Raw genomic sequence first — 24,228 nt, forward strand, 5'->3', positions numbered from 1 at the left:
TCGCGCCGGTGCCGGCGGCTGGCGCGCGACAGGGGGTTGCCCGATCTCCTGCCGAATAACGGCCGAGTAGTCTTATTTTCTTGACGGAGGCAACAATGGAATTCGAAATGCTGGAAACCGAAACCAACGGCACCATCATCAAGGTGGTCGGCGTTGGCGGCGCTGGCGGCAATGCCGTTCAGCACATGATCAACCGCGGCGTGCAGGGCGTCGACTTCATCGTGATGAACACGGACGCCCAGGCGCTGTCGCGTTCGCGCGCATCGTCGGTGATCCAGCTGGGCAACACGGGCCTCGGCGCCGGTGCGAAGCCGGAAATGGGCCGTGCCGCGGCGGAAGAAGCGCGTGAGCGCATCGCCGATGCACTGCGCGGCGCGCACATGGTGTTCATCACCGCTGGCATGGGCGGCGGCACGGGCACGGGCGCGGCGCCGGTGGTCGCGCAGATCGCGAAGGAGATGGGCATCCTGACGGTTGGCGTCGTCAGCAAGCCGTTCGAATTCGAAGGCGGCAAGCGCATGCGCGTCGCGGAAGCAGGCTCGCAGCAACTGGAGGATCACGTCGACTCGCTGATCGTCGTCCTGAACGACAAGCTGTTCGACGTGATGGGCGATGACGCCGAGATGGACAAGTGCTTCCAGTGCGCGGACGACGTGTTGAACAACGCGGTCGCGGGCATTGCCGAAATCATCAATGTCGATGGTCTCGTGAACGTCGACTTCGAAGACGTGAAGACGGTGATGGGCGAGCAGGGCAAGGCGATGATGGGCACGGCGACGGTCGCCGGCGTCGATCGCGCACGCCTCGCGGCGGAACAGGCCGTGGCGAGCCCGCTGCTCGAAGGCGTCGATCTGTCGGGCGCGCGCGGCGTGCTGGTCAACATCACGTCGAGCCGTTCGCTGCGCCTGTCGGAAACGCGCGAAGTGATGAACACGATCAAGAGCTACGCGGCGGAAGATGCGACGGTGATCTTCGGTGCGGTGTACGACGACGCGATGGGCGATGCACTGCGCGTGACGGTCGTGGCGACGGGTCTGGGCCGTGCGGCGAAGAAGCAGCAATCGGCTCCGATGACGCTGCTGCGCACGGGTACCGACAACCAGCCGGTCAGCGCGGTCTCGCACGGTTACGCGCAGCCGCAACACGTCAGCACGGCCGACTACGGCGCGCTCGATACGCCGGCGGTGTGGCGCAATTCGCGCGAAACCGCGGCATCGCACGTGCAGGCGCTGCAGGAGAAGGGTGTCGATACGTACGACATCCCGGCTTTCCTGCGCAAGCAGGCTGACTGACGACGCACACAGGCGAAGCCGCGGCACAATCGCTGAGATTGCCGCGGTAACGCCGGCGTGACGGATGCCACGGACCACGACAGGCCGCGTCGGATGCGACGCCGGGCCGGGAAACGTGCCCTCTTCGCATGAGCGGAGCGGGATGGGACGTGCTGTCCGCAATACGCTGAAAAACCGTATCGCTATGAGGGACCAGCCATGATTCAAGTGGGCGACGCGCTGCCCGACGCGCAATTGTTCGAGTTCATCGACGACGCGCGCGCAGGCTGCACGCTGGGGCCGAACGCCTTCAGCGTGCGCGACCAGGTGGCGGGAAAGCGGGTGGTGATCTTCGGATTGCCGGGTGCTTTCACGCCGACCTGTTCGGCGCAGCATGTGCCGGGCTATGTCGAGCACGCCGAGCAATTGCGCTCGGCGGGCATCGACGAGCTCTGGTGCGTGTCCGTCAACGACGCATTCGTGATGGGCGCATGGGGACGTGATCTGCACACCGCGGGCAAGGTGCGCATGATGGCGGACGGCAGCGCTGCTTTCACTCATGCGCTGGGGCTGACGCAGGATTTGTCCGCGCGTGGCATGGGAATCCGTTCCCTGCGCTACGCGATGGTGGTCGACGACGGTGTGGTCAAGACGCTGGCCGTCGAAGCACCGGGCAAGTTCGAAGTGAGCGATGCGGCGAGTGTTCTCGCGACGTTGACGTCCTGATCGTGCGGTGCGCCGTTGCCTGCCGGCAACGCTGCTCACCGCCGTCGGGGCAGTTGTAACACGGGCCGATGACCGGAAACGCCTCCGTTCCGGGCATCGGCCCGTCCCGTATCGGCGCGGGTAAACAGTCGAAACAGATTGATACGCAGTTTCCAACAGCGTTGAATAGGGAATTACGCTATAATCTCACCTATCGAATATAACTCCTGATTGATATTCTCAATCAAGTTGAAGAAGACCATGCTGAAGCAGCGCACCATCAAATCGATCGTGAAGACCGTCGGTATCGGTCTGCACTCGGGCCGCAAGGTTGAACTGACGCTCCGTCCGGCCGCGCCGGGCACGGGGATCGTTTTCTCGCGCGTCGACCTGCCCACGCCTGTCGACATTCCGGCATCCGCGATGTCGATCGGCGACACGCGGCTCGCGTCGGTGCTGCAGAAGGATGGCGCGCGCGTGTCGACCGTCGAGCACCTGATGTCGGCCTGCGCCGGCCTCGGCATCGACAATCTCTATGTCGACGTGACGGCCGAGGAAATTCCGATCATGGACGGCAGCGCCGCGTCCTTCGTGTTCCTGATCCAGTCCGCGGGCATCGAGGAGCAGAACGCGCCGAAGCGCTTCATCAAGGTGACGAAGCCGGTCGAAATCCGCGACGGCGACAAGTTCGCGCGTCTCGAGCCGTATTTCGGCTTCAAGCTGAAGTTCACGATCGACTTCCGTCATCCGGCGGTCGACAAGACCGGCCAGGAACTCGAGGTCGACTTCGCGAACACGTCGTACGTGCGCGAGATCGCGCGCGCGCGCACGTTCGGTTTCGCCCACGAAGTCGAAATGATGCGCGAGCTGGGTCTCGCACGCGGCGGCAGCATGGACAACGCGATCGTGCTCGACGAATACCGGATCCTGAACAACGACGGGCTGCGCTACGACGACGAGTTCGTGAAGCACAAGATGCTCGACGCGATCGGCGACCTGTACGTGGTCGGCCATCCGCTGCTGGCGTCGTACACGGCATACAAGTCGGGTCACGGGCTGAACAACGCGCTGCTGCGCGAGCTGCTCGCCCACGAAGACGCGTACGAGATCGTCACGTTCGACGATCCGCAAGCCGCGCCGAAAGGATTTGCGTTCGACGCGCAGACGGCCTTCGCCTGATCGGCGTTCGTCCCGAGCGAATAAAAAAAGCGACCTTCGGGTCGCTTTTTTGCTGGGCGGCCGCGGTCGGCGGCGCGTTCAGCGCGACGACTTCGCGCCGTGCCGCGCGGCCATCCGCGCGAGCGCGGCCTGCAGCGGCGACGGCTCGAGGTGATCGGCGAGTTCGCGCAACGCGGCGGCGCCGACGGTCGTCATGCGCGCCTGCTTCACGTGCGGCGGCTCCGGCGCGTCCTTCGGCCGCACGCGCACGCGCAGCGCCGAAACCGGCCAGCCGCGCTTCTGCAGTTCGGCGAGCAGCCGCGGCTCGACCTGCCGCAGCCGGGCAGCGAGCGCATTGTGCGCGGCAAAGAGGGTCAGGGTGCCGTCCTTGATCGAGCCCGGTTCGACATGATTCGCAAGATAGTCGGGCAGGAGCGCGGTGAGGTCGCGCTGCAGCGACGCGACCTGTTCGACGCCGGCGCGCAGCGCGGCGAACGCGTCGGTGCGGTTGAGCACCTCGGACACGGGTTGGGGGCGATACGCGGAGAGCGGGCCGAAACGCTTGGAAAATCGGTTCATCGAGGCATTGTTCGGGCGCGCACCTGCGCGGACGTTGACGCCGATTGTACCCGCGCCGGCCCTCGCACGGGCGGCTTTCGGGCCGTGCGCCCGGTGGCCCGCGCGGGTCCGGCGCGCGGCGCGCGTCCAGCCGGCACACGGGCGCATGCGTCCCCGCGTGCTAAAATTCCTCGTTTGATTCCACTAATTCGCTAAGCCGCCGAGGCTCGGGCGTCGGGGCGCGCAACACGCGCCGGGCGCCGGTGCTGCGACGCAGGATCCGATCCGATGACAACCGGTTTTCTCCAGAAAATTTTTGGCAGCCGCAACCAGCGGCTCGTCAAGCAATATCAAAAGACCGTCGAGACGATCAATGCGCTCGAAACGCAGATCGAGCAGCTGACGGACGACCAGTTGCGCGGCAAGACGGACGAGTTCCGCCAGCGGGTCGCGGCCGGGGAGTCGCTCGACAAGCTGCTGCCCGAGGCGTTCGCGGTCTGCCGGGAGGCGAGCCGCCGCGTGCTGAAGATGCGCCACTTCGACGTGCAGCTGATCGGCGGCATGGTGCTCCACTACGGCAAGATCGCGGAAATGCGCACCGGCGAGGGCAAGACGCTCGTCGCGACGCTGCCCGTGTACCTGAATGCGCTGGCCGGCCGCGGCGTGCACGTCGTGACGGTCAACGACTACCTCGCCCAGCGCGACGCCGAATGGATGGCGCGTCTCTACAACTTCCTCGGTCTGTCGGTCGGCATCAACCTGTCCGGCATGGAGCACGAGCAGAAGCAGCAGGCCTACGCGTCGGACATCACCTACGGTACGAACAACGAGTTCGGCTTCGACTACCTGCGCGACAACATGGTCTACGAGACCGAAGCGCGCGTGCAGCGGGCACTGAACTTCGCGGTCGTCGACGAAGTGGACTCGATCCTGATCGATGAGGCGCGTACGCCGCTGATCATCTCGGGCCAGGCCGAAGATCACACCGAACTCTACGTGCGGATGAACGCGCTGCCGCCGCTGCTCGAGCGCCAGATCGGCGAGGAGAAGGCCGACGGCACGGGCGTCGAGAAGCCGGGCGACTACACGCTGGACGAAAAATCGCGCCAGGTGTTCCTGACGGAGTCGGGCCACGAGAAGGCCGAGCGGCTGCTCGCCGAGTGGGGCCTGATCGGTGAGGGCGAGAGCCTGTACGCGCCGCAGAACATCACGCTGATGCACCACGTGTACGCGGCGCTGCGCGCGCACACGCTGTTCTACAAGGACCAGCACTACGTCGTGCAGAACGGCGAAGTGGTGATCGTCGACGAATTCACGGGCCGCCTGATGGCGGGCCGCCGCTGGTCCGACGGCCTGCACCAGGCGGTCGAGGCGAAGGAACACGTGAAGATCCAGAGCGAGAACCAGACGCTCGCATCGATCACGTTCCAGAACTACTTCCGGATGTACGCGAAGCTCGCGGGCATGACGGGTACGGCGGACACCGAAGCGTACGAATTCAACGAGATCTACGGCCTCGAGACGGTCGTGATCCCGACCAACCGCCCGCCAAAGCGGATCGACAAGCAGGACCAGATCTACAAGACCGCCAAGGAGCGCTACGACGCGGTGATCCGCGACATTCGCGAGTGCTACGAGCGCGGTCAGCCGGTGCTGGTCGGCACGACGTCGATCGAGAACTCGGAACTGCTGTCGCACCTGCTGAAGCAGGCCGGGCTGCCGCACGAAGTGCTGAACGCGAAGCAGCACGAGCGTGAAGCCGCGATCGTCGCGGAAGCCGGCCGTCCGAAACGCATCACGATCGCGACCAACATGGCCGGCCGCGGTACCGACATCGTGCTCGGCGGCAACGCCGAGAAGCAGGCGGCGTTCATCGAAGCCGACGAAGCGATCCCGGCCGACGAAAAGGCGCGCCGCATCAAGCAGCTGCACGACGAGTGGGAGACGCTGCACGAGCAGGTGAAGGCCGCGGGCGGCCTGCACATCATCGGCACCGAGCGCCACGAATCGCGCCGGATCGACAACCAGCTGCGCGGCCGTGCAGGCCGTCAGGGCGACCCGGGTTCGTCGCGCTTCTACTTGTCGCTGGACGATCCGCTGCTGCGCATCTTCGCGGGCGACCGCGTGCGTTCGATCATGGATCGCCTGAAGATGCCCGAAGGCGAGGCGATCGAGGCCGGCATCGTCACGCGTTCGATCGAATCCGCGCAGCGCAAGGTCGAAGCACGCAACTTCGACATCCGCAAGCAGCTGCTCGAATACGACGACGTGTCGAACGACCAGCGCAAGGTGATCTACCAGCAGCGCAACGAACTGCTCGAAGCCCACGACATCACCGAGACGATCTCGGCGATGCGTCACGGCGTGATCACTGAAGTCGTCCGCCAGTTCGTGCCGGAAGGCAGCATCGAGGAACAGTGGGACGTGCCCGAGCTCGAGGAAGCGCTGCGCAACGACTGGCAGCTCGATCTCGCGATCCAGGAAATGGTGAACGAGTCGTCGTCGATCACGGCCGACGAGATTCTCGACGCCGTGACGACCGCCGCCGACGAGCAGTACGAAGCGAAGGTCGCGATGGTCGGCCGCGAATCGTTCAGCGCGTTCGAGCGTTCGGTGATGCTGCAGACGGTCGACCGCCTCTGGCGTGAGCACCTCGCGGCGCTCGATCACCTGCGCCAGGGCATCCACCTGCGCGGCTATGCGCAGAAGAACCCGAAGCAGGAATACAAGCGCGAAGCGTTCGAGCTGTTCGCCGCGATGCTCGATGCGATCAAGCAGGAAGTCACGCGCATCGTGATGAACGTGCAGATCCAGTCGCCGGAGCAGCTCGAGGAAGCCGCCGAGCAGATCGAGGAGCGCAGCGGTCATCTCGAGAACGTCGAGTATCAGCACGCCGACTACGCGGAATCCGGCGCGCCGGTGGCGAACGTCGCGGCCGCCACGGCGGCCACCGCGACGGCCGACATGGTCGGCAGCGCGATGGCCCACGGCCACGGCGGCGAGCTGCCGAAGGTCGGCCGCAACGACCCGTGCCCGTGCGGCAGCGGCAAGAAGTACAAGCAATGTCACGGGAAGCTGTCATGATCGGCGGCGGCGCGCATCGGCGTGCCGCTTCATCCGCAGCTTCGAGTCAGTGAAGTGAGTTGCGGCGGCCGCTCGTGCGGCCGTCGGTTCTTCCAATCAATGCCGGCGCGTGCCGGCATTTTCCATCCGGCAGGTGTGCCCCATGGCTGTCAATTTTCCGTCGATCGATCCCGCCCAACTGCATCCCGTCGCCGGCGTCACGCTCGGCTGGGCGGAAGCGAACATCCGCAAGCCGAATCGCAAGGACGTGCTGGTCATCTCCGTCGAGGAAGGGGCGACGGTCGCCGGCGTATTCACCGAGAACCGCTTCTGCGCCGCACCGGTGATCGTATGCCGCGAGCACCTGGCCATCGTGCGTGCGGGCGGCGCGGGCATCCGTGCGCTCGTCGTGAATACGGGCAATGCGAATGCGGGCACCGGCGAGCCGGGCCTCGCGCACACGCGCGAAACCTGCGCGGAACTCGCGCGCCTCGCGGGCATCGACGCCGCACAGGTGCTGCCGTTCTCGACCGGCGTGATTCTCGAGCCGCTGCCGATCGACCGCCTGAAGGCAGGGCTGCCGGCCGCGCTCGCGAACCGCCAGGCCGCGAACTGGTACGACGCCGCGCAGACGATCATGACGACCGACACGCTGCCGAAGGCCACGTCGCGCCAGGTGACGATCGACGGTCACACGGTCACGCTGACGGGCATCAGCAAGGGCGCGGGCATGATCAAGCCGAACATGGCGACGATGCTCGGCTTCCTCGCGTTCGATGCGAACGTCGCGCAGCCGGTGCTCGACACGCTCGTGAAGGAAGTGGCCGATCGCTCATTCAACTGCATCACGATCGACGGCGACACGTCGACCAACGACTCGTTCATCCTGATCGCGTCGGGCAAGAGCACGCTGCCCGCGATCACGTCGACCGACTCGCCGGCCTATGCGGCGCTGCGCGAAGCGGTCACGCAGGTCGCCCAGGAACTGTCGCAGCTGATCGTGCGCGACGGCGAAGGCGCGACGAAATTCATGACGGTGCAGGTCGAAGGCGGCAAGAGCGTCGCCGAGTGCCGCCAGATTGCCTACGCAATCGGTCATTCGCCGCTGGTGAAGACGGCCTTCTACGCTTCCGACCCCAACCTGGGCCGGATTCTCGCGGCGATCGGCTATGCGGGCGTCACGGATCTCGATGTCGACAAGATCGATCTCTATCTCGACGACGTGCTCGTCGCGAAGGCCGGCGGCCGCAACCCGGCCTACCAGGAAGAGGACAGCCAGCGCGTGATGAAGCAGAGCGAAATCACGATCCGCGTGCTGCTCGGCCGCGGCGACGCGCAGGCTACCGTCTGGACGTGCGACCTGTCGCACGATTACGTGAGCATCAACGCGGATTACCGCTCCTGATCGGGAGCGCTCGGACGACATGGACAAGCTCGAACAGTTTCTGACGCGGGCCGAAGCGTTGCTCGGCCGCCTCGAGGGGATGCTGCCACCCGCACCGGCGGCTGTCGACTGGAATGCCGCCACCGCGTTCCGCTGGCGCAAGCGCCAAGGGCGCGGCTATCTGCAGCCGGTGCCGGCCGCGTCGTCGATCACGCTCGACGATCTGCACAATATCGATCGGCAGAAAGGGCTGATCGAACAGAACACGCGACAGTTCGTGCAGTGCAAGCCGGCGAACAACGTGCTGCTGACCGGTGCGCGCGGCACCGGCAAGTCGTCGCTGATCAAGGCGTGCCTGAACGCGTATGCGAAGGACGGGCTGCGCCTGATCGAAGTCGACAAGGACGACCTGCACGATCTCGGCGACATCGTCGACCTGATCGCGCAGCGTCCGGAGCGGTTCATCGTGTTCTGCGACGATCTGTCGTTCGAGGAAGGCGAATCGGGCTACAAGGCGCTGAAGGTCGCGCTCGACGGCTCGATCGCCGCGCAGTCCGACAACGTGCTGATCTACGCGACGTCGAACCGCCGCCATCTGCTGCCCGAGTACATGAGCGACAACGAGTCGTACAAGCATCTGCCGGACGGCGAGATCCATCCCGGTGAAGTGGTCGAGGAAAAGATTTCGCTGTCGGAGCGCTTCGGCCTGTGGGTCAGCTTCTATCCGTTCAAGCAGGACGACTATCTCGACATCGTCGCGCACTGGCTGCGCCATTTCGGCTGCGCGGACGGTGAGATCGAGACGGCGCGCGGCGACGCGCTCGTGTGGGCGCTCGAGCGCGGTTCGCGCTCGGGGCGTGTCGCGTGGCAGTTCGCGCGCGATTGGTCGGGTCGCAAGGAGCAGGCATGAGCACGGATTCCGCAGTGGGCGCCGTGCGTGCGCCTGACGGCCGCAAGGTGACGGAAGTCGCGGTCGGCGTGATGGTACAGCCCGGCAGCCCGCTCGGTGGCTGCCGCTACCTGCTTGCGCAGCGGCTGCAGGGCAAGCCGTACGAAGGCTACTGGGAGTTCCCGGGCGGCAAGCTGGAAGCCGGCGAGAGCGTCGAGGACGCGCTGGCGCGCGAGCTGCACGAGGAACTGGGCATCGTCGTCACCGCGAGCCACCGCTGGCATACGCTCGAGCACGACTATCCGCACGCATACGTGCGGCTCTATTTCTGCAAGGTGACGGGCTGGACGGGCGAGCCGCACAGCAAGGAAGGCCAGGCGTTCGTGTGGCAGCAACTGCCGGTCGACGTCGCGCCGCTGTTGCCGGCGGCGCTGCCGGTGCTGGAATTGCTCGAGAAGGAAGCGGCGTCGCAATGACGCCGCGGCGGCTCGCCTGAAAAGCGGGCCGCATCCGCCTGCGGCGGTACCGCGCGACGCTCAGCTGTCGCGGCGGTCGTCGGTGCCGTCTTCCTCGGACGACGGACCTTCGTCGGCGGACCCGCCGATCCGGTACTTTTCCGCGGCCCATGCGCCGAGGTCGAGCTGCTTGCAGCGGGCCGAACAGAACGGGCGGAACTTGTTTTCAGGCGTCCAGCGCACTTCTGCGCCGCACGAAGGACATTTCACAACGGTAGTCATACGAAAGCGTCGAACCGGCGCGGGGCCGTTACAGATTGCACAGTGTCAGATGGAACGGCACGTCGATGTCCACCGCGCGCGGCCGCACGTCGCCGTCCTGCATGGTGAACCGTACCCACAGCATGTATTTGTTGGCGCTTGCTTCAGGAATCACGCGCAGTTCGGGCGGCACGCGCACCTGCATCAGCTGGTAGCTGCGCCCCGACAGCATCTGCTGGTAGCTGCCCTGCATCGCCATCACCTTCGACGCCTGACCCGATTCGCGAGCGAGCCGCAGCACGATTGCCGCCGCGTCGCGCAGCGGCAGCAGCGGCATGATCCATTTCGCGATGTCCTGGCGCCGCTGTTCCGCGGGCCATTGCTGCCACGCATAGTACGACGGCAGGTCGAACTTGCACGTGCCGCCGGGAATCACCGCGCGGCTGCGGATGCTGGCGAGCCACTCGTTGTCGACCAGGTGCTGCCCGGTCTTGCCCTGCATCTGCGCAAGATTGGCGAGCGTCTGCTCGATTTCACCGAGCACGGCTTCGAGCGCATTCTGTTCGATGCCCGGATTGCCGCGAAAGGGAGCGAGCGTCTGACGTTGACGTTCGAGCTCCTTCATCAGATCCGATTTCAGGTCCGCGCGGCCCGTGACCTCGGCGATTTCGAACAGCGTCGTCAGCGCGACGTGATGTTCACGCGGGTCCTCCTGAGCCAAAAAGAACGCGAAGCGCTCGAACAAGTCTTCGAGGCGCAACAGCGTGCGAATTCGCTCGTTGAACGGATACTCGTAAAGAATCAAGCGCGCTCGCCTCTCGGGGTAGGAATTGAAACAATGCAGGACATTCTAATGCTCACTCTCTACCCTAGCAACGCGCCAATTTCGTACACCATCACGATTGCGGCGGCGGTCAGTGCGCGGCGGCCGCGAATCCGAGATAGCGTTGGTGCAGTGCATCGACCTGCGCGGCAAGCATATCGGGCGCCGTCGCATCATTGACGATCACGTCATCGGCCGCCGCGAGACGCGCTTCACGCGTCGCCTGTCTTGCGATGATCGCTTCGACCTGTTCGCGCGTGAAACCATTGCGCCGCATCACACGTGCGATCTGCGTTTCGACCGGACAGTCGACGACCAGCACGCGATCGCAGCGCGCCTTCCAGTTACCTGACTCCACGAGCAGCGGTACGACGAAGATCACGTACGGGCCCCGCGCTTCACGGGCCTCGCGATCGGTCTCCGCGCGGATCAGCGGATGCGTGATTGCTTCGAGGCGCCGGCGTGCGTCGTCGTCGCTGAAAATCAGTGCGCGCATCTTCGCGCGATCGAGCGAGCCGTCGGCCGCGACGAAGTCCGGCCCGAATGCGTGTTCGATCGCCGGCATCGCGAGACCGGCCGGCGCGGTGATGCGGTGCGCGATCAGGTCGGTATCGACGAGCGATGCACCGCGTGCGGCGAACAGGTCGGCGACGGTGGTCTTGCCGCTGCCGATGCCGCCCGTGAGTCCTATTGCAAACATGTGAGCCTCCGCCGGGCCGCCACGAGGAAACGAACCTCCTCCCTGCGACGCAGCGAACGAGTCGGACGGGATCGGTGCGTCATGTCAGCCGCCGAGCGCCAGATAGAAAGGGGTGCCGAAAAACAGTGTCGCGACGCCGCCGGCCGCGAGGAACGGGCCGAACGGAATCGGCTCCTCGAAGCGCATGCGCCCGCGCCAGGTCGCGACGAGCCCGACGATCGCGCCCGTCACCGCGGCGAACAGCACGACCTGCGGCAGCGCGGCCCAGCCCATCCATGCGCCGAGCGCGGCGAGCAGCTTCAGGTCGCCGAAGCCGATGCCCTCGATGCCACGCAGCCATTTGAACAGCCAGTAGATCGACCACAGGAACAGGTAGCCGGCCATCGCGCCGACCACGGCCGAACGCAGCGACGTGAACGTGCCGCCGAGATTCAGTGCGAGCCCTGCCCACAGCAGCGGCAGCGTCATCGAATCGGGAAGGTAGCCGGTCTGGATGTCGATCGCGCTCATCGCCAGCAGCGCGGCGCAGAGCCCGAACGCGGCGAGTGCGGCGGCGGTGGGGCCGAACGCGGCGAGCGAGCCGGCGGCGAGCAGCGCACCCGCGACCTCGACGAGCGGATAGCGCACGCCGATCGCATGGCCGCACTGTCGGCAGCGCCCGCGCAATATCAGATAGCTGACGAGCGGGATGTTTTCCCACGCGCGCAGCACGTGGCCGCAGTGCGGACAGGCGCTGCGCGGGCGCCACAGATCGTAGTGCGGCGGATAGCCGTCGTCCGGCGCGGCGCTCGCGCTGCCCGTCGCTTCTGCGATTTCGGCCTGCCATGCGCGCTGCATCATCACCGGGATCCGGTGCGCGACGACGTTCACGAAGCTGCCGACGCACAGCCCGAGCACGACGGCGAATGCATATTGCACCGCGGGCGGCAGCATCGCCAGCGCGAGCAACGTGCTGTCGGGCGAATCGAAAACGGTGGTCAGGGGCGCGGGCGTCATGGGCTCGGGTTCGGGCTTGAAAGGCGACAGAATCGGTTGCGATGCTACACCACGTTGCCCAGCTGAAGGATGGGCAGATACATCGCGATCACGAGGCCGCCGACGAGGGCACCCAGCACGATCACGATCAGCGGCTCGCCGAGCGCGGCGAGCGCATCGAGACGCGCGTCGAGCTGACGCTCGCAGAGCGCGGCGATGTCGGCGAGCATCGTGTCGAGTGCGCCGGTTTCCTCGGCGACGGCGATCGGCTGTACCACGTCGTCCGGGAAGCAGCCCGCCGCATGCATTGCATCGGCAAGACGCGCGCCGCGCAGCACGCGCGCGGCGATCTGCGCGGTGGCCTGCTCGAACACCGGGTGGCCGGCCGTGCGTTCGAGCGTGGCGAATGCATCGGCGAGCGGTACGCCGGCACCGAGCAGCGTGGCAAGCGAGCGGCACCAGCGCGCGGCCGCGAACCGCGTGAGCGCGCTGCCGACCAACGGCGCATTCAGCACGTGCCGCGCGGCCGTGTAGCGCAGCGACGGCGAGCGCCGCAGCGCATGGCGTGCGACGAGCCCCGCCACCGCGGCGCCGGCGACGAACGTGCCGCCCCAGGCCGATGTCGCGGAGGACAGGGCGAGCAGCGCGCGGGTCGGCGCCGGCAGTGCTGCGCCGAAGCCGTCGAAGATCTGCCGGAACGTTGGCACGACCCACACCATCAGCGCGGCCGAGATCGCGAGCGCGAACACGATGACGGCGACCGGGTACGCGAGCGCGGCACACAGCTTGCGCCATTGCGCGTCGGCGCGTTCGCGGTGCTCCGCGACGCGGGTCAGCACGGTGCCGAGCGCCCCCGATGCTTCGCCGACCTCGATCAACTGGCGATACAGCATGCCGAACTGGGACGGATAGCGTGCCAGCGCGGCGGCGAAGCGCTGGCCGCCGACGATCTCGCGTGCGAGACCCGCGGCGATGCGCGGGAGCCCGTCGCGCGTGCGGGTGCGGGCAAGCATTTCGAGCGACGGAGCGAGCGGCAGTCCGGCTTGCAGCAGGCTCGCGAGCTGACGCGTGAAGCGCGTGACCTCGCGTGTGCCGGCCGCCGGTGGCCGGGCCGTGCCGCGGATGTCGAGCGACAGCACCGCGACGCCGTCGCGCGCGAGCGCCGCGCGTGCGGCGGCTGCATCGAATGCGATGACGTTGCCGCGGCACGGCGTGCCGTCGCGACGACGGCCGCGCCACGCGAAGCGGGTTTCGTGAGGCGGCGCATGCATGGCGATCACGCGTCGGGCGTCGCGGCCAGGGCTTCCGCGACGCTCGTCGTGCCGTCGCGAACGTGCGCGAGTGCCGCGTCGCGCAGACTGCGCACGCCTTCGGCCGCCGCGCATTGCGTGAGCGCACCGACGCTTGCGCGCGCGACGATGCGTTCGGCCATCTCCGGTGAAACCGGCATCGTCTGATGCAGGCCGATGCGGCCTCGATAACCGATACCGTGACAGGCGGCACAGCCGCGTGCGACGAACGGGCGCCATCCGGATGCCAGTGCCGCAGGATCGCAGCCCGCATCGCGCAGCGCGTGCGCCGGCGCGTCCGAACGCGCGCGGCAGCTTACGCACAGACGCCGCACGAGCCGCTGCGCGGTGACGAGGCGCAACGCGGCGGCCAGGTTGTACGGCGCGACGCCGATATCGAGCAGTCGCGCGACAGCGGCCGGCGCGTCGTTCGTATGCAGCGTCGACAGCACGAGATGCCCCGTCTGCGCGGCCTTGATCGCAACGTCGGCCGTCTCCGCATCGCGAATCTCACCGACCATGATGACGTCCGGATCCTGCCGCAGCAGCGCGCGCAGCGCGGTGGCGAAGGTCAGCCCGGCTTTCTCCGCCACGCCGACCTGGTTGATGCCGTCGAGCTGAATCTCGGCCGGATCCTCGACCGTGCATACGTTGTGCGCGTCGCGATCGAGCATCTGCAGCGCGCAATAGAGCGACAGCGTCTTGCCGCTGCCGGTCGGGCCGGTGACGAGCACGAGACCGTGCGGCGCGCGTATCGCGGCCTCCATTGCCGCGGCCTGTCGCGCGTCGAAGCCGAGGCGCGCGAGCGTGAGGTCGGGCGGCAGCGTTTCGAGGCGGCGCAACACGAGTTTCTCGCCGAACAGCGTGGGCAGCGAACTGACCCGGTAATCGCCTCGCAGGCCACCGTCGACCGCGATGCGCAGCCGGCCGTCCTGCGGAAGCCGGCGCTCGGCGATGTCCATGCGTGCGAGCACCTTGATGCGCGTCACGAGCGCGTCGCGCAGATGGACGGGCGGTCGCGCGTGTTCATGCAGGACGCCGTCGACGCGCAGGCGAATGCGCCAGCCTGCTTCGAATGGCTCGACGTGGATGTCGGACGCGTCGCGCACGCGGGCGGCGTGCAGCGTGTCGGTCAGCAGCCGTACGGCGGGCGAGTCGTCGAGTTGCGCCGCATCGAGCGAATGGGGCGGCTCGGCGGGCGATGCGTCGGTGGAGGCAGGGGGCCGCTGCGTGCGCAGCGGCGCCCCGGGAGGTGGGAAGTGCATGTGAGCCGGCGCTCGGCCGCCTGTTGATCGTGACCGGTCAATGGTCGCGTATCGCGGGCGGCGCCGACAGTCGGCCGTTCGGCTAGCGCGCGACGGCGCGTGCGCGCGTGCTGCGCGGCTTGAAGAGCTTGACGGTGCGCACGGCCTGGTCGTCGCTGCGCATGACTTCGAGCATCACGTCGCGGATTTTCAGGCATACGTCGCCGTCGGGAATTTCCTCGAGGATCTCGAGGATCAGGCCGTTCAGCGTCTTCGGCCCGTCGGTCGGCAGTTGCAGGTGCAGCCAGCGGTTCAGTTCGCGCAGCGGCATCCGGGCGGCGACGATGCATTCGCCGTTTTCATCCCAGCCGCCCGCGCGTTCGCCGCGCGGCATCGACGTCGTGAATTCGCCGATCAGTTCCTCGATGATGTCCTCGGGCGTGACGAGCCCCTCGAGCTCGCCGTACTCGTTGACGACGAGCGCGGTGCGCTGCCGGCTTTCCTGGAAATACTGCAGCTGCTGGACGACCGGCGTGCCCGACGGCACGTAGTACGGCTCCGCGAGCAGCGTGCGCAACGTTTCGCGGTCGAAATCCTGGTTGTGCAGCGCGGTGAGCGTCTTGCGCACGTGCAGCACGCCGAGCACCTTGTCGATGTCGCCTTCATAGACGACCAGCCGGTTGTGATAGCAGGTCTCGAGTTGATGCAGGATGTCGTCGAGCGGCGCGTAGAAGTTGAGCGACTCGATCTGGCGGCGCGGCACCATCACATCGTCGACCGTGATGTTCTCGAGGTCGAACAGATTGAGCAGGATGCTGCGGTGCTTGGTCGGCATGAAGCTGCTCGACTCGAGCACGATCGCGCGCAGTTCGTCGGCCGACATCCGCTGGTCGCGGCCCTTCTTCGTATTGATGCGCAGCACCCAGAGCACGCCGTTCGCGAGCGCGTTGACGAACCAGACGATCGGCTTGAACACGCGCATCAGCGGCGCGATCACGAGACTCGCGGGCAGCGCGATGCGCTCGGGAAAGGTCGCGCCGACGATCTTCGGTGCGATTTCCGCGAACACGATGATCAGGAACGCGACGATGCCGGTCGCGATCGACAGCGCGAGGTTGTTACGGCCGAACGTGTGGAGCGCGAGCGACGTCGTGAGGACCGGGATGATCGTGTTGAACAGGTTGTTGCCGATCAGGATCACGCTGAGCAGCAGGTCGGTGCGCGTGAGCAGACCTTGCGTGGTCTTCGCGCCGAGCACGCCCTGGCCGGCGAGATGCTTCAGCCGATGACGGTTGAGCGCCATCATCGCGGTCTCGGAAATGGAAAAGAAACTGGAGCAGAGGAGAAGCAGGAAGACGGCGCCGATTTGCGCCCATAAGGGAATTTGGTCCACGCGTCAGAATGGGCAGTGAAGGACAGGGATGGAGGGAATATAGCAGAGGCCGGCGGCCGTGATGTGTCGCGCGCGGCACGAGGGCCCGCGCGATCAGGCTAAAGCAGGCAAAAAAAAACCGTGCACGTGGTGCACGGTTTTTTTAAATCTGGTCGGGGTGAGAGGATTCGAACCTCCGGCCTCTACGTCCCGAACGTAGCGCTCTACCAGGCTAAGCTACACCCCGATTTGGACTCTTCCGACTTCGCCGTCTTCTTCAAGACCGCTGCGTCGTCGAGCAAGAACATAACTATAGCGATGTTTTTTTAAAAAGGGAATACCTTGGTGAAGAAATTTTTCGAGGCAGCATATCGCCTCGTGTTTTCCTCGCGCTTACGACTGCCGCGACGTCGAGTACGAGCACAACGCGAGCAGGCTTTCCTTGTAGATCGAATCCGGGAACGCGGTGATCGCGGCAGCGGCGGCCTGTGCTTCCTGGCGCGCGCATTCGAGCGTATGGTCGAGCGCGCCCGAACGCGTGATCGCGTCGAAAATCGTGTCGAAGCGATCGGTGCCGCCTTGTTCGATCGCCTCGCGGGCGAGCGCCGACTGTTCGGGCGTGCCGCGTTCGATCAGATAGATGAGCGGCAGCGTCGGCTTGCCTTCGCGCAGGTCGTCGCCGGCGTTCTTGCCCATCGCTTCGGCCGTGCCCGCGTAGTCGAGCCAGTCGTCCATGATCTGGAACGCGGTGCCGATCCGGCGGCCATATTCGGCCGCGGCGGCTTCGGTCGGCGCATCGGCGCCCGCGAGCACCGCGCCGAGGCGGGCCGATGCTTCGAACAGCTTCGCCGTCTTGTAGCGGATCACCTGCATGTAGCGCGTCTCGTCGACGTCCGCGTCGTGCATGTTCAGCAACTGCAGCACTTCGCCTTCGGAAATGATCGTCGTCGCTTCCGACAGGATTTCCATCACGCGCATCTTGCCGACGCCGACCATCATCTCGAACGAGCGCGAATACAGGTAGTCGCCCACCAGCACGCTCGCCGCGTTGCCGAACAGCGCGTTGGCCGTCTGGCGGCCGCGCCGCAGCTCGGATTCGTCGACGACGTCGTCATGCAGCAGCGTGGCCGTGTGGATGAACTCGACGACGGCGGCCAGCACGTGCCGCTGGTGCGACGTCTCGCCGAGCGCGCCGGCGACGAGCAACAGCAGGGCCGGACGCAGCCGCTTGCCGCCCGCGCCGATGATGTACTCGGCGATCTGGTTGATCAGCAGCACGTCGGACGCGAGGCTTTGCCGGATAACGCGATTCACCTGCTCCATGTCGCTTGTGATCGGGGCGAGCAGGTGGGCGGCGCTGAGGGTGGGGGAGGCGGTGGACGACGACATGATGATCGAAATGGGTGATGCGGCGGATTATAAGTCCAATCCGCGATATCCCGGTCTGTCGGACGCGCGTGCACCGTGATTTTGGCCGTCCGGCCAAGGCCTGCGCGCGGCAATCGTGGATCGGCTTTGACTTGGGTGCTAAGCCCATGTATAATCACGTGTTTTCCGCGCGTGGTGTGCGGAAAATTTGGATCCAGAGTGAGGTTCTCAATGTACGCGGTCATAAAAACCGGCGGCAAGCAGTACAAGGTTGCCGTTGGCGAAAAACTCAAAGTAGAACAGATACCGGCTGACATTGACGCTGAAATCACGCTCGACCAGGTTCTCGCAGTGGGCGAAGGCGAATCGATTAAGTTCGGTACGCCGCTGGTCAGTGGGGCTTCCGTCAAGGCCACCGTTGTGTCGCACGGTCGTCATGCCAAGGTCACCATCTTCAAGATGCGTCGCCGGAAGCACTACCAAAAGCACGGCGGCCACCGCCAGAACTACACTGAGCTGCGCATCGACGCGATCAACGCGTAAGCGCCTCGGTAAAGGAGCAATCAGATGGCACACAAAAAGGCAGGCGGCTCTTCCCGGAACGGCCGCGACTCCGAGTCGAAACGTCTCGGCGTGAAAGTGTACGGCGGCCAGGCGATCAACGCTGGCGGCATCATCGTGCGTCAGCGCGGTACGCGCATGCACGCTGGCGAGAACGTCGGCATGGGCAAGGATCACACCCTGTTCGCGCTGGTCGACGGTCACGTCAAGTTCGCGACCAAGGGCGCGGACAAGAAGCATCTGGTCATCGTTGTCCCGGCGGCTGCCTAAGTTAGTTAGGCACCCACGGGCTTCGTAGCCGAAAGGCCCCGCAGTCTTCGCGGGGCCTTTTTTTATTTGGCCGCCGGGCGCATGTGCGCGCCGGCGGCTGTCGCGAAGCGGCGGGCAATCGGCCGAACGGCAGATTGTTCAAGCGTGCCGGCGCGCGGCACAATAGCGGAAATACTGGTCGGAGTAACGAATGAAGTTCATTGACGAAGCACGAATCGAAGTCATCGCCGGCGACGGAGGTGATGGGAGCGCGTCGATGCGCCGCGAAAAGTTCGTTCCGTTCGGCGGGCCGGACGGCGGCGACGGCGGCCGGGGCGGCAACGTCTACGCGATTGCCGACCGCAACATCAACACGCTGATCGACTACCGTTACGCGAAGAAGCACCTGGCGCGCAACGGCGAGAACGGTCGCGGCTCGGATTGCTACGGCAAGGGCGGTGACGACGTCACGCTGCGCATGCCGGTCGGCACGGTCGTGACCGACATGGATACCGGCGAGCTGATCGCCGACCTGACCGAGCACGGCCAGCAGGTGATGCTTGCGCAAGGCGGTGCGGGCGGTCTCGGCAACCTGCATTTCAAGTCGAGCACGAACCGTGCGCCGCGCCAGAAGACCGACGGCAAGCCCGGCGAACGGCGCATGCTGCGGCTCGAGCTGAAGGTGCTCGCCGACGTCGGGCTGCTCGGCATGCCGAACGCCGGCAAGTCGACCTTCATCTCGTCGGTGTCGAACGCGAAGCCGAAGATCGCCGACTATCCGTTTACGACGCTCGCGCCGAACCTCGGCGTCGTGCGGGTCGGCCCGAGCAAGAGCTTCGTGATCGCCGACATCCCGGGGCTGATCGAGGGCGCCGCCGAAGGCGCGGGCCTTGGCCACCAGTTCCTGCGACATCTGCAGCGCACGGGCGTGCTGCTGCATCTCGTCGATCTGGCCCCGTTCGACGAAAACGTCGACCCGGTCGCGGAAGCGAAGGCGATCGTCGGCGAACTGCGCAAGTACGACGAGGCGCTCTACGAGAAGCCGCGCTGGCTCGTCCTCAACAAGCTCGACATGGTGCCGGAAGACGAGCGTGAAGCGCGCGTCGCCGATTTCCTCGCCCGCTTCGAGTGGGACGGCCCGGTGTTCGAGATTTCGGCGCTGACGGGCCAGGGCTGCGAAGCGCTGTGCTACGCGATCTACGATTACCTCGCCGAGCATTCGGACGCGCATCGCGCGGCGGAAGAGGAAGATCTGGCCACGGACGTGCGGTTCCGCGACGCGCCGCCCGCAGTTGGCGGGACGACGCCCGGCGACGACGCCTGAGCGGACCCGAAACGCACCGGGCATCGCGCCCGGTGCCGGAATTCAATCGCGCCCGGCCGGGCAGGCATCAGATACAGGAGACGGCGCACGATGCGTTCGATCATCGCGGATTCGAAGCGATTGGTGGTGAAGGTGGGCTCGAGCCTCGTGACCAACGACGGCAAGGGGCTCGATCATGCTGCAATCGGCCGCTGGGCGGCCCAGATCGCCGCGCTGCGCGCGCAGGGCAAGGAAGTGGTGCTCGTCAGTTCGGGCGCGATTGCCGAAGGGATGCAGCGGCTCGGCTGGAGCAAGCGTCCGCGCGAGATCGACGAGCTGCAGGCTGCCGCCGCGGTCGGCCAGATGGGGCTCGCGCAAGTCTATGAAAGCCGCTTTACCGAGCACGACATCCGCACCGCGCAGATCCTGCTCACGCATGCCGACCTCGCGGATCGCGAACGCTACCTGAATGCACGCTCGACGCTGCTCACGCTGCTGCGCCTCGGCGTCGTGCCGATCATCAACGAGAACGACACGGTCGTCACCGACGAAATCAAGTTCGGCGACAACGACACGCTCGGCGCACTCGTCGCGAACCTGATCGAAGGCGACGCACTGATCATCCTGACCGACCAGTCGGGGCTGTTCACCGCCGATCCGCGCAAGGATCCGAACGCGACGCTCGTCGCGGAAGCCAGCGCGGGCGCGCCGGACCTCGAGGCGATGGCGGGTGGCGCAGGCTCGAGCCTCGGCCGCGGCGGGATGCTGACGAAGATCCTCGCGGCGAAGCGCGCGGCGCATAGCGGCGCGAACACCGTGATTGCGAGCGGCCGCGAAACCGACGTGCTGGTGCGGCTCGCGGCCGGCGAGGCGATCGGCACGCAGCTGATCGCGCGCACCGCGCGGATGGCCGCGCGCAAGCAATGGATGGCCGATCACCTGCAGGTGCGCGGGCACGTCGTGATCGATGCGGGCGCGGTCGAGAAGCTGACGGCCGGCGGCAAGAGCCTGCTGCCGATCGGCGTGATCGGCGTGCAGGGCGCTTTCGCGCGCGGCGAGGTCATTGCGTGCGTCGGTCCCGACGGACGTGAAGTGGCGCGCGGCCTCACGAACTACAGCAGCGCGGAAACGAAGCTGATTCATCGCAAGCCGAGCGGCGAGATCGAGACGGTGCTCGGCTACATGCTGGAGCCGGAGCTGATTCACCGCGACAACCTCGTGCTGGTGTAACGGTTCGGCCCGGCGTCGCGAGACAGCCAAAAAGCCAAAACGCAAAAAAGCCCGCATTTGCGCGGGCTTTTTCGTTGCGACGAAGCGGAGCAGGGCCGGCCAGGCGGCCTGCGTTGCGCCGTCAGCGCAGCTGGCTCATCGCGGTGCGGTGGAACTTGATGTTCTCGATGATCTGCTTGGTCGTGCCCTGCGGCATCTTGTTCGAGCAGAAGTAGTCCTGGTACAGCGCCGAGTGATACGAGTTCAGTTCGCCGTTCTCGATGCGACGCCAGTCGTTCTCGACCGTGCGGTCCCAGCCGTCGTGATCCGAATTCAGGCCTGCATACTGACGCCATTCGTAGGTGTCGCAGCGGATGCCTTCGTAGTTCACGTTGCGCGCGCCGGCCGGGCTCGTGATGACGACCGCGTAGCGCACGATGCCGTCGGTGCCGACCGTGAGCGACTTCGCATCCACGAAGAACTTGAGCGGCGTGTTCTGCGACACGGTGAACGGCAGCAGGTCGCCCGCTTGCGGCAGCGGCGGCAGCGTGTCGACCGGGTTTTCCTTCCACTCACCCTTACGGTCGAGCAGATAGACGAACTCGCTGTCGTCCTTGTTGGACGGCGCTTTCGAATTGGCGCAACCGGCCAGCGTGGCCACCGCGACAACCGATGCGAGCGCGAGAGCAATCGCTTTCAATATGCATTCCTCGTAAAAAAAGGGCGCGACACCAAGGTCGCGCCCGGTCATGCAGTCCGACTCGTCATTTGCCGACGATCACGCGGGGCGGCATCTCATCGAGCGTGCTCGCCTCCACTTCGATCTCCGAACAGACCACCGATGTGTCGACAATCGTCAGCGTCTGCTGGGACTGCGTGCCGATCACGCGCGGATAGCGCGACGACGGACGCGGCCCCTGCGGCTTGTCGGCTCGCTGCGCCGGGCGGCGCAGGAAGCGTGACAGTTCCGTCAGCGCCAACTGATAGACATCCCGCTTGAACTCGATCACCGCATCGAGTGGCACCCAGTACTCGTTCCAGCGCCACGCATCGAACTCCGGGTGATCGGTCGCGCGCAAGCAAATGTCGCAATCGCGTCCGACCATCCGCAGCAGGAACCAGATCTGCTTCTGGCCGCGGTAATGGCCGCGTACTTCGCGTTTGATGAACTTGTCAGGCACCTCGTAACGCAACCAGTCGCGGGTGCGGCCGATTATCTTGACGTGTTCCGGGTGCAGGCCGGTTTCCTCGTGCAGCTCCCGGTACATCGCCTGCATGGGGGTCTCGCCGTACTTGATCCCACCTTGAGGAAACTGCCAGGAATGCTCGCGGAGCCGCTTGCCCCAAAACACCTCGTTGCGCGCGTTCAAGAGGATGATGCCGACGTTCGGGCGAAAGCCTTCACGATCCAGCATACAACCACCTTCGAATCCTTTAAAATTGCTTTGATTATAAACAGATAACGGGCGCTGCGCACCGTGACGGAGCGAATCCGCGCGGGGTACGGCGGCTGAATTGTCCCTGATTTGTCTGCTACGTCATCTGCGCCATCGTCGTTCGTCGCGCGCAGCTTTTTCACCTTGAAACTTTTTCGGGCGCCCCGCCTGGGGGCGCCGTATTTGGAACCGTCCGCATGAAAGCTTCCCGTTTCTTTATCGGCACCCTCAAAGAAGCACCGGCCGACGCAGAGATCGTCAGCCACAAGCTGATGGTGCGCGCCGGCATGATCCGTCGTGTCGCCGGCGGCATCTATAACTACCTGCCGGTCGGCCTGCGTTCGATTCGCAAGGTCGAAGCGATCGTGCGCGAGGAAATGAACCGGGCAGGCGCCATCGAGCTGCTGATGCCGGCCGTGCAGCCGGCCGAGCTGTGGCAAGAGTCGGGCCGCTGGGAGCAGTACGGCCCCGAGCTGCTGCGCTTCAAGGACCGCAAGGACAACGACTTCGTGATCGGGCCGACGCACGAGGAAGTCGTCACCGACATCGCGCGCAACCAGATCAAGAGCTACCGGCAGATGCCGGTGAACTTCTACCAGATCCAGACGAAGTTCCGCGACGAGATCCGTCCGCGCTTCGGCGTGATGCGCGGCCGCGAATTCATCATGAAGGACGCGTATTCGTTCGACAAGGACACGGCCGGCCTGAACGAGTCGTATCGCAAGATGTACGACGCGTACGTGCGCATCTTCACGCGCCTCGGCCTCGAGTTCCGGGCGGTCGCGGCCGACAGCGGCTCGATCGGCGGCAACTTCTCGCACGAGTTCCACGTGATCGCCGATACCGGCGAGGACGCGATTGCCTACTGCCCGACGTCCGATTTCGCGGCGAACATCGAAGCGGCCGAAGCGCTGCCGTTGATCGCCGAGCGTGCGGCGCCGGCCGAGGCAATGGAGAAGGTCGCGACGCCCGGCAAGGCGAAGTGCGAGGCGGTCGCCGAACTGCTGGCGATCCCGCTCGAGCGCACGATCAAGTCGATCGTGCTCGCCACGGAGAACGAAGGCGCCGAGCCGACCATCTGGCTCATCATGCTGCGCGGCGACCACGACCTGAACGAGATCAAGGTGTCGAAGCTGCCGGGGCTGAAGAACCACCGCTTCGCGACCGAGCAGGAAATCGTCGACTGGTTCGGCACGCCGCCGGGCTATCTCGGCCCGGTCGGCACGAAGAAGCCGGTGAAGGTGATCGCCGATCGCACGGTCGCGAACATGAGCGACTTCGTCGTCGGCGCGAACGAGGTCGACTATCACATCGCGGGCGTGAACTGGGGCCGCGACCTGCCGGAACCGGAAGTCGCCGATGTGCGCGACGTGAAGAAGGGCGATCCGTCGCCGGACGGCAAGGGCACGATCGACATCTGCCGCGGCATCGAAGTCGGTCACGTGTTCCAGCTCGGCACCAAGTATTCGGACGCGATGGGCGCGACGTTCCTCGATGAATCGGGCAAGCCGCAGCCGATGCTGATGGGCTGCTACGGCGTCGGCATCACGCGGATTCTCGGCGCGGCGATCGAACAGAACTTCGACGACCGCGGCATCATCTGGCCCGAGTCGATCGCGCCGTTCGAGGTCGTGCTCTGCCCGATGGGCTACGATCGCAGCGACATGGTCCGCGAGGCCGCCGACAAGCTGTACGCGGAACTGGCCGCCGCCGGCATCGACGTGATCCTCGACGATCGCGGCGAGCGCCCGGGCGTGATGTTCGCCGACTGGGAACTGATCGGCGTGCCGCATCGCCTGGTGATCGGCGAGCGCGGCCTGAAGGAAGGCAAGATCGAGTACCAGGGCCGCCGCGACGCGGAGGCGACGCTGCTGCCGGCGGACGAGGCTGCGGCGACGGTGACGGAGAAGATCCGCGCCGCGCTCGCGCACTAAGCGCCGCGACCGGGGGACACG

The 24,228-nt window shown here is 65.9% G+C and carries 23 protein-coding genes and 1 tRNA gene; 12 read left to right on the forward strand and 12 right to left on the reverse strand.

Going from position 1 to position 24,228, the window contains the following annotated elements; all coding sequences use genetic code 11:
• The first annotated feature begins 95 nt into the window (after positions 1-95).
• The 3 genes from ftsZ to lpxC all read left to right on the forward strand — a co-directional run bounded on the left by ftsZ (position 96) and on the right by lpxC (position 3,155).
• Positions 96-1,292: a cell division protein FtsZ gene (gene ftsZ / locus ABIC50_RS00105; RefSeq protein WP_006752448.1), complete on the forward strand. Its 1,197-nt coding sequence runs from the start codon at positions 96-98 to the stop codon at positions 1,290-1,292.
• Positions 1,293-1,490: 198 nt separating this feature from the next.
• Complete coding sequence (locus ABIC50_RS00110; RefSeq protein WP_011655895.1) at positions 1,491-1,997, forward strand: peroxiredoxin; 507 nt, start codon at positions 1,491-1,493, stop codon at positions 1,995-1,997.
• Positions 1,998-2,237: 240 nt separating this feature from the next.
• The gene (gene lpxC / locus ABIC50_RS00115) at positions 2,238-3,155 is read left to right on the forward strand and encodes a UDP-3-O-acyl-N-acetylglucosamine deacetylase (RefSeq protein WP_006756824.1); all 918 of its coding nucleotides are present in this window, start codon (positions 2,238-2,240) and stop codon (positions 3,153-3,155) included.
• A 78-nt stretch (positions 3,156-3,233) separates the two neighbouring features.
• Here the strand turns inward: lpxC and ABIC50_RS00120 are convergent, their stop codons facing one another.
• Positions 3,234-3,713, reverse strand: a complete 480-nt coding sequence (locus ABIC50_RS00120) for a DciA family protein (protein WP_006756825.1) — start codon at positions 3,711-3,713, stop codon at positions 3,234-3,236.
• Positions 3,714-3,980: 267 nt separating this feature from the next.
• Here ABIC50_RS00120 and secA point away from each other — a divergent pair, with 267 nt between their 5' ends.
• From secA to ABIC50_RS00140, 4 genes are all read left to right on the forward strand, one after another.
• The gene (secA, locus tag ABIC50_RS00125; protein WP_175698770.1) at positions 3,981-6,776 is read left to right on the forward strand and encodes a preprotein translocase subunit SecA; all 2,796 of its coding nucleotides are present in this window, start codon (positions 3,981-3,983) and stop codon (positions 6,774-6,776) included.
• 142 nt (positions 6,777-6,918) lie between these two features.
• Positions 6,919-8,160, forward strand: coding sequence for a bifunctional glutamate N-acetyltransferase/amino-acid acetyltransferase ArgJ (gene argJ / locus ABIC50_RS00130; protein ID WP_354160973.1), 1,242 nt, complete (start codon positions 6,919-6,921; stop codon positions 8,158-8,160).
• 19 nt (positions 8,161-8,179) lie between these two features.
• Positions 8,180-9,049 carry an ATP-binding protein gene (locus ABIC50_RS00135; RefSeq protein ID WP_011655899.1) on the forward strand — a complete coding sequence of 290 codons (870 nt, stop codon included), beginning with the start codon at positions 8,180-8,182 and terminating at the stop codon, positions 9,047-9,049.
• Positions 9,046-9,504 (forward strand): NUDIX domain-containing protein, encoded by a 459-nt coding sequence (locus ABIC50_RS00140; RefSeq protein ID WP_105834678.1) that lies wholly within the window; start codon positions 9,046-9,048, stop codon positions 9,502-9,504. Before ABIC50_RS00135 ends, ABIC50_RS00140 begins: the two co-directional genes overlap by 4 nt.
• Positions 9,505-9,564: 60 nt before the next feature.
• Here ABIC50_RS00140 and ABIC50_RS00145 read toward each other — a convergent pair whose 3' ends face one another.
• The 9 genes from ABIC50_RS00145 to ABIC50_RS00185 all read right to left on the reverse strand — a co-directional run bounded on the left by ABIC50_RS00145 (position 9,565) and on the right by ABIC50_RS00185 (position 17,536).
• Positions 9,565-9,765 carry a DNA gyrase inhibitor YacG gene (locus ABIC50_RS00145; protein ID WP_138848284.1) on the reverse strand — a complete coding sequence of 67 codons (201 nt, stop codon included), beginning with the start codon at positions 9,763-9,765 and terminating at the stop codon, positions 9,565-9,567.
• A 28-nt stretch (positions 9,766-9,793) separates the two neighbouring features.
• A complete protein-coding gene (gene zapD, locus ABIC50_RS00150) occupies positions 9,794-10,549 on the reverse strand; it encodes a cell division protein ZapD (protein ID WP_006754990.1) in 756 nt (251 codons plus the stop codon).
• Between the two features lie 109 nt (positions 10,550-10,658).
• Positions 10,659-11,267, reverse strand: coding sequence for a dephospho-CoA kinase (gene coaE / locus ABIC50_RS00155; protein ID WP_175668795.1), 609 nt, complete (start codon positions 11,265-11,267; stop codon positions 10,659-10,661).
• Between the two features lie 84 nt (positions 11,268-11,351).
• Positions 11,352-12,263 carry a prepilin peptidase gene (locus ABIC50_RS00160; protein WP_354160975.1) on the reverse strand — a complete coding sequence of 304 codons (912 nt, stop codon included), beginning with the start codon at positions 12,261-12,263 and terminating at the stop codon, positions 11,352-11,354.
• Between the two features lie 44 nt (positions 12,264-12,307).
• On the reverse strand, positions 12,308-13,513 hold the full coding sequence (locus ABIC50_RS00165) for a type II secretion system F family protein (RefSeq protein WP_354160978.1): 1,206 nt from the start codon (positions 13,511-13,513) through the stop codon (positions 12,308-12,310).
• A 5-nt stretch (positions 13,514-13,518) separates the two neighbouring features.
• Positions 13,519-14,796, reverse strand: a complete 1,278-nt coding sequence (locus tag ABIC50_RS00170; protein ID WP_354160981.1) for a GspE/PulE family protein — start codon at positions 14,794-14,796, stop codon at positions 13,519-13,521.
• Positions 14,797-14,878: 82 nt separating this feature from the next.
• Positions 14,879-16,168 (reverse strand): HlyC/CorC family transporter, encoded by a 1,290-nt coding sequence (locus ABIC50_RS00175; protein ID WP_126227117.1) that lies wholly within the window; start codon positions 16,166-16,168, stop codon positions 14,879-14,881.
• A 149-nt stretch (positions 16,169-16,317) separates the two neighbouring features.
• Positions 16,318-16,394: transfer RNA gene (locus ABIC50_RS00180), tRNA-Pro, on the reverse strand.
• Positions 16,395-16,540: 146 nt separating this feature from the next.
• The gene (locus tag ABIC50_RS00185; RefSeq protein WP_006752232.1) at positions 16,541-17,536 is read right to left on the reverse strand and encodes a polyprenyl synthetase family protein; all 996 of its coding nucleotides are present in this window, start codon (positions 17,534-17,536) and stop codon (positions 16,541-16,543) included.
• A 210-nt stretch (positions 17,537-17,746) separates the two neighbouring features.
• Here ABIC50_RS00185 and rplU point away from each other — a divergent pair, with 210 nt between their 5' ends.
• From rplU to proB, 4 genes are all read left to right on the forward strand, one after another.
• Positions 17,747-18,058 carry a 50S ribosomal protein L21 gene (gene rplU, locus ABIC50_RS00190; RefSeq protein ID WP_006025184.1) on the forward strand — a complete coding sequence of 104 codons (312 nt, stop codon included), beginning with the start codon at positions 17,747-17,749 and terminating at the stop codon, positions 18,056-18,058.
• Positions 18,059-18,082: 24 nt separating this feature from the next.
• Positions 18,083-18,346 carry a 50S ribosomal protein L27 gene (gene rpmA / locus ABIC50_RS00195; protein ID WP_006476999.1) on the forward strand — a complete coding sequence of 88 codons (264 nt, stop codon included), beginning with the start codon at positions 18,083-18,085 and terminating at the stop codon, positions 18,344-18,346.
• Between the two features lie 190 nt (positions 18,347-18,536).
• Positions 18,537-19,649 carry a GTPase ObgE gene (obgE, locus tag ABIC50_RS00200; RefSeq protein ID WP_229080154.1) on the forward strand — a complete coding sequence of 371 codons (1,113 nt, stop codon included), beginning with the start codon at positions 18,537-18,539 and terminating at the stop codon, positions 19,647-19,649.
• A gap of 90 nt (positions 19,650-19,739) precedes the next feature.
• Positions 19,740-20,858, forward strand: a complete 1,119-nt coding sequence (gene proB, locus ABIC50_RS00205) for a glutamate 5-kinase (protein ID WP_006752234.1) — start codon at positions 19,740-19,742, stop codon at positions 20,856-20,858.
• Positions 20,859-20,979: 121 nt separating this feature from the next.
• Here the strand turns inward: proB and ABIC50_RS00210 are convergent, their stop codons facing one another.
• Positions 20,980-21,588 carry a CNP1-like family protein gene (locus ABIC50_RS00210; RefSeq protein WP_354160983.1) on the reverse strand — a complete coding sequence of 203 codons (609 nt, stop codon included), beginning with the start codon at positions 21,586-21,588 and terminating at the stop codon, positions 20,980-20,982.
• A gap of 13 nt (positions 21,589-21,601) precedes the next feature.
• Positions 21,602-22,252 (reverse strand): RNA pyrophosphohydrolase, encoded by a 651-nt coding sequence (locus tag ABIC50_RS00215; RefSeq protein WP_011655908.1) that lies wholly within the window; start codon positions 22,250-22,252, stop codon positions 21,602-21,604.
• Positions 22,253-22,470: 218 nt separating this feature from the next.
• Between ABIC50_RS00215 and ABIC50_RS00220 the strand changes: the two genes are divergently transcribed.
• Entirely contained in the window at positions 22,471-24,207 is a 1,737-nt protein-coding gene (locus ABIC50_RS00220; RefSeq protein WP_354160986.1) for a proline--tRNA ligase, read from the forward strand.
• Positions 24,208-24,228: the final 21 nt, after the last annotated feature.

The sequence above is a fragment of the Burkholderia sp. 567 genome (assembly GCF_040545115.1).
GTDB lineage: Bacteria > Pseudomonadota > Gammaproteobacteria > Burkholderiales > Burkholderiaceae > Burkholderia > Burkholderia ambifaria.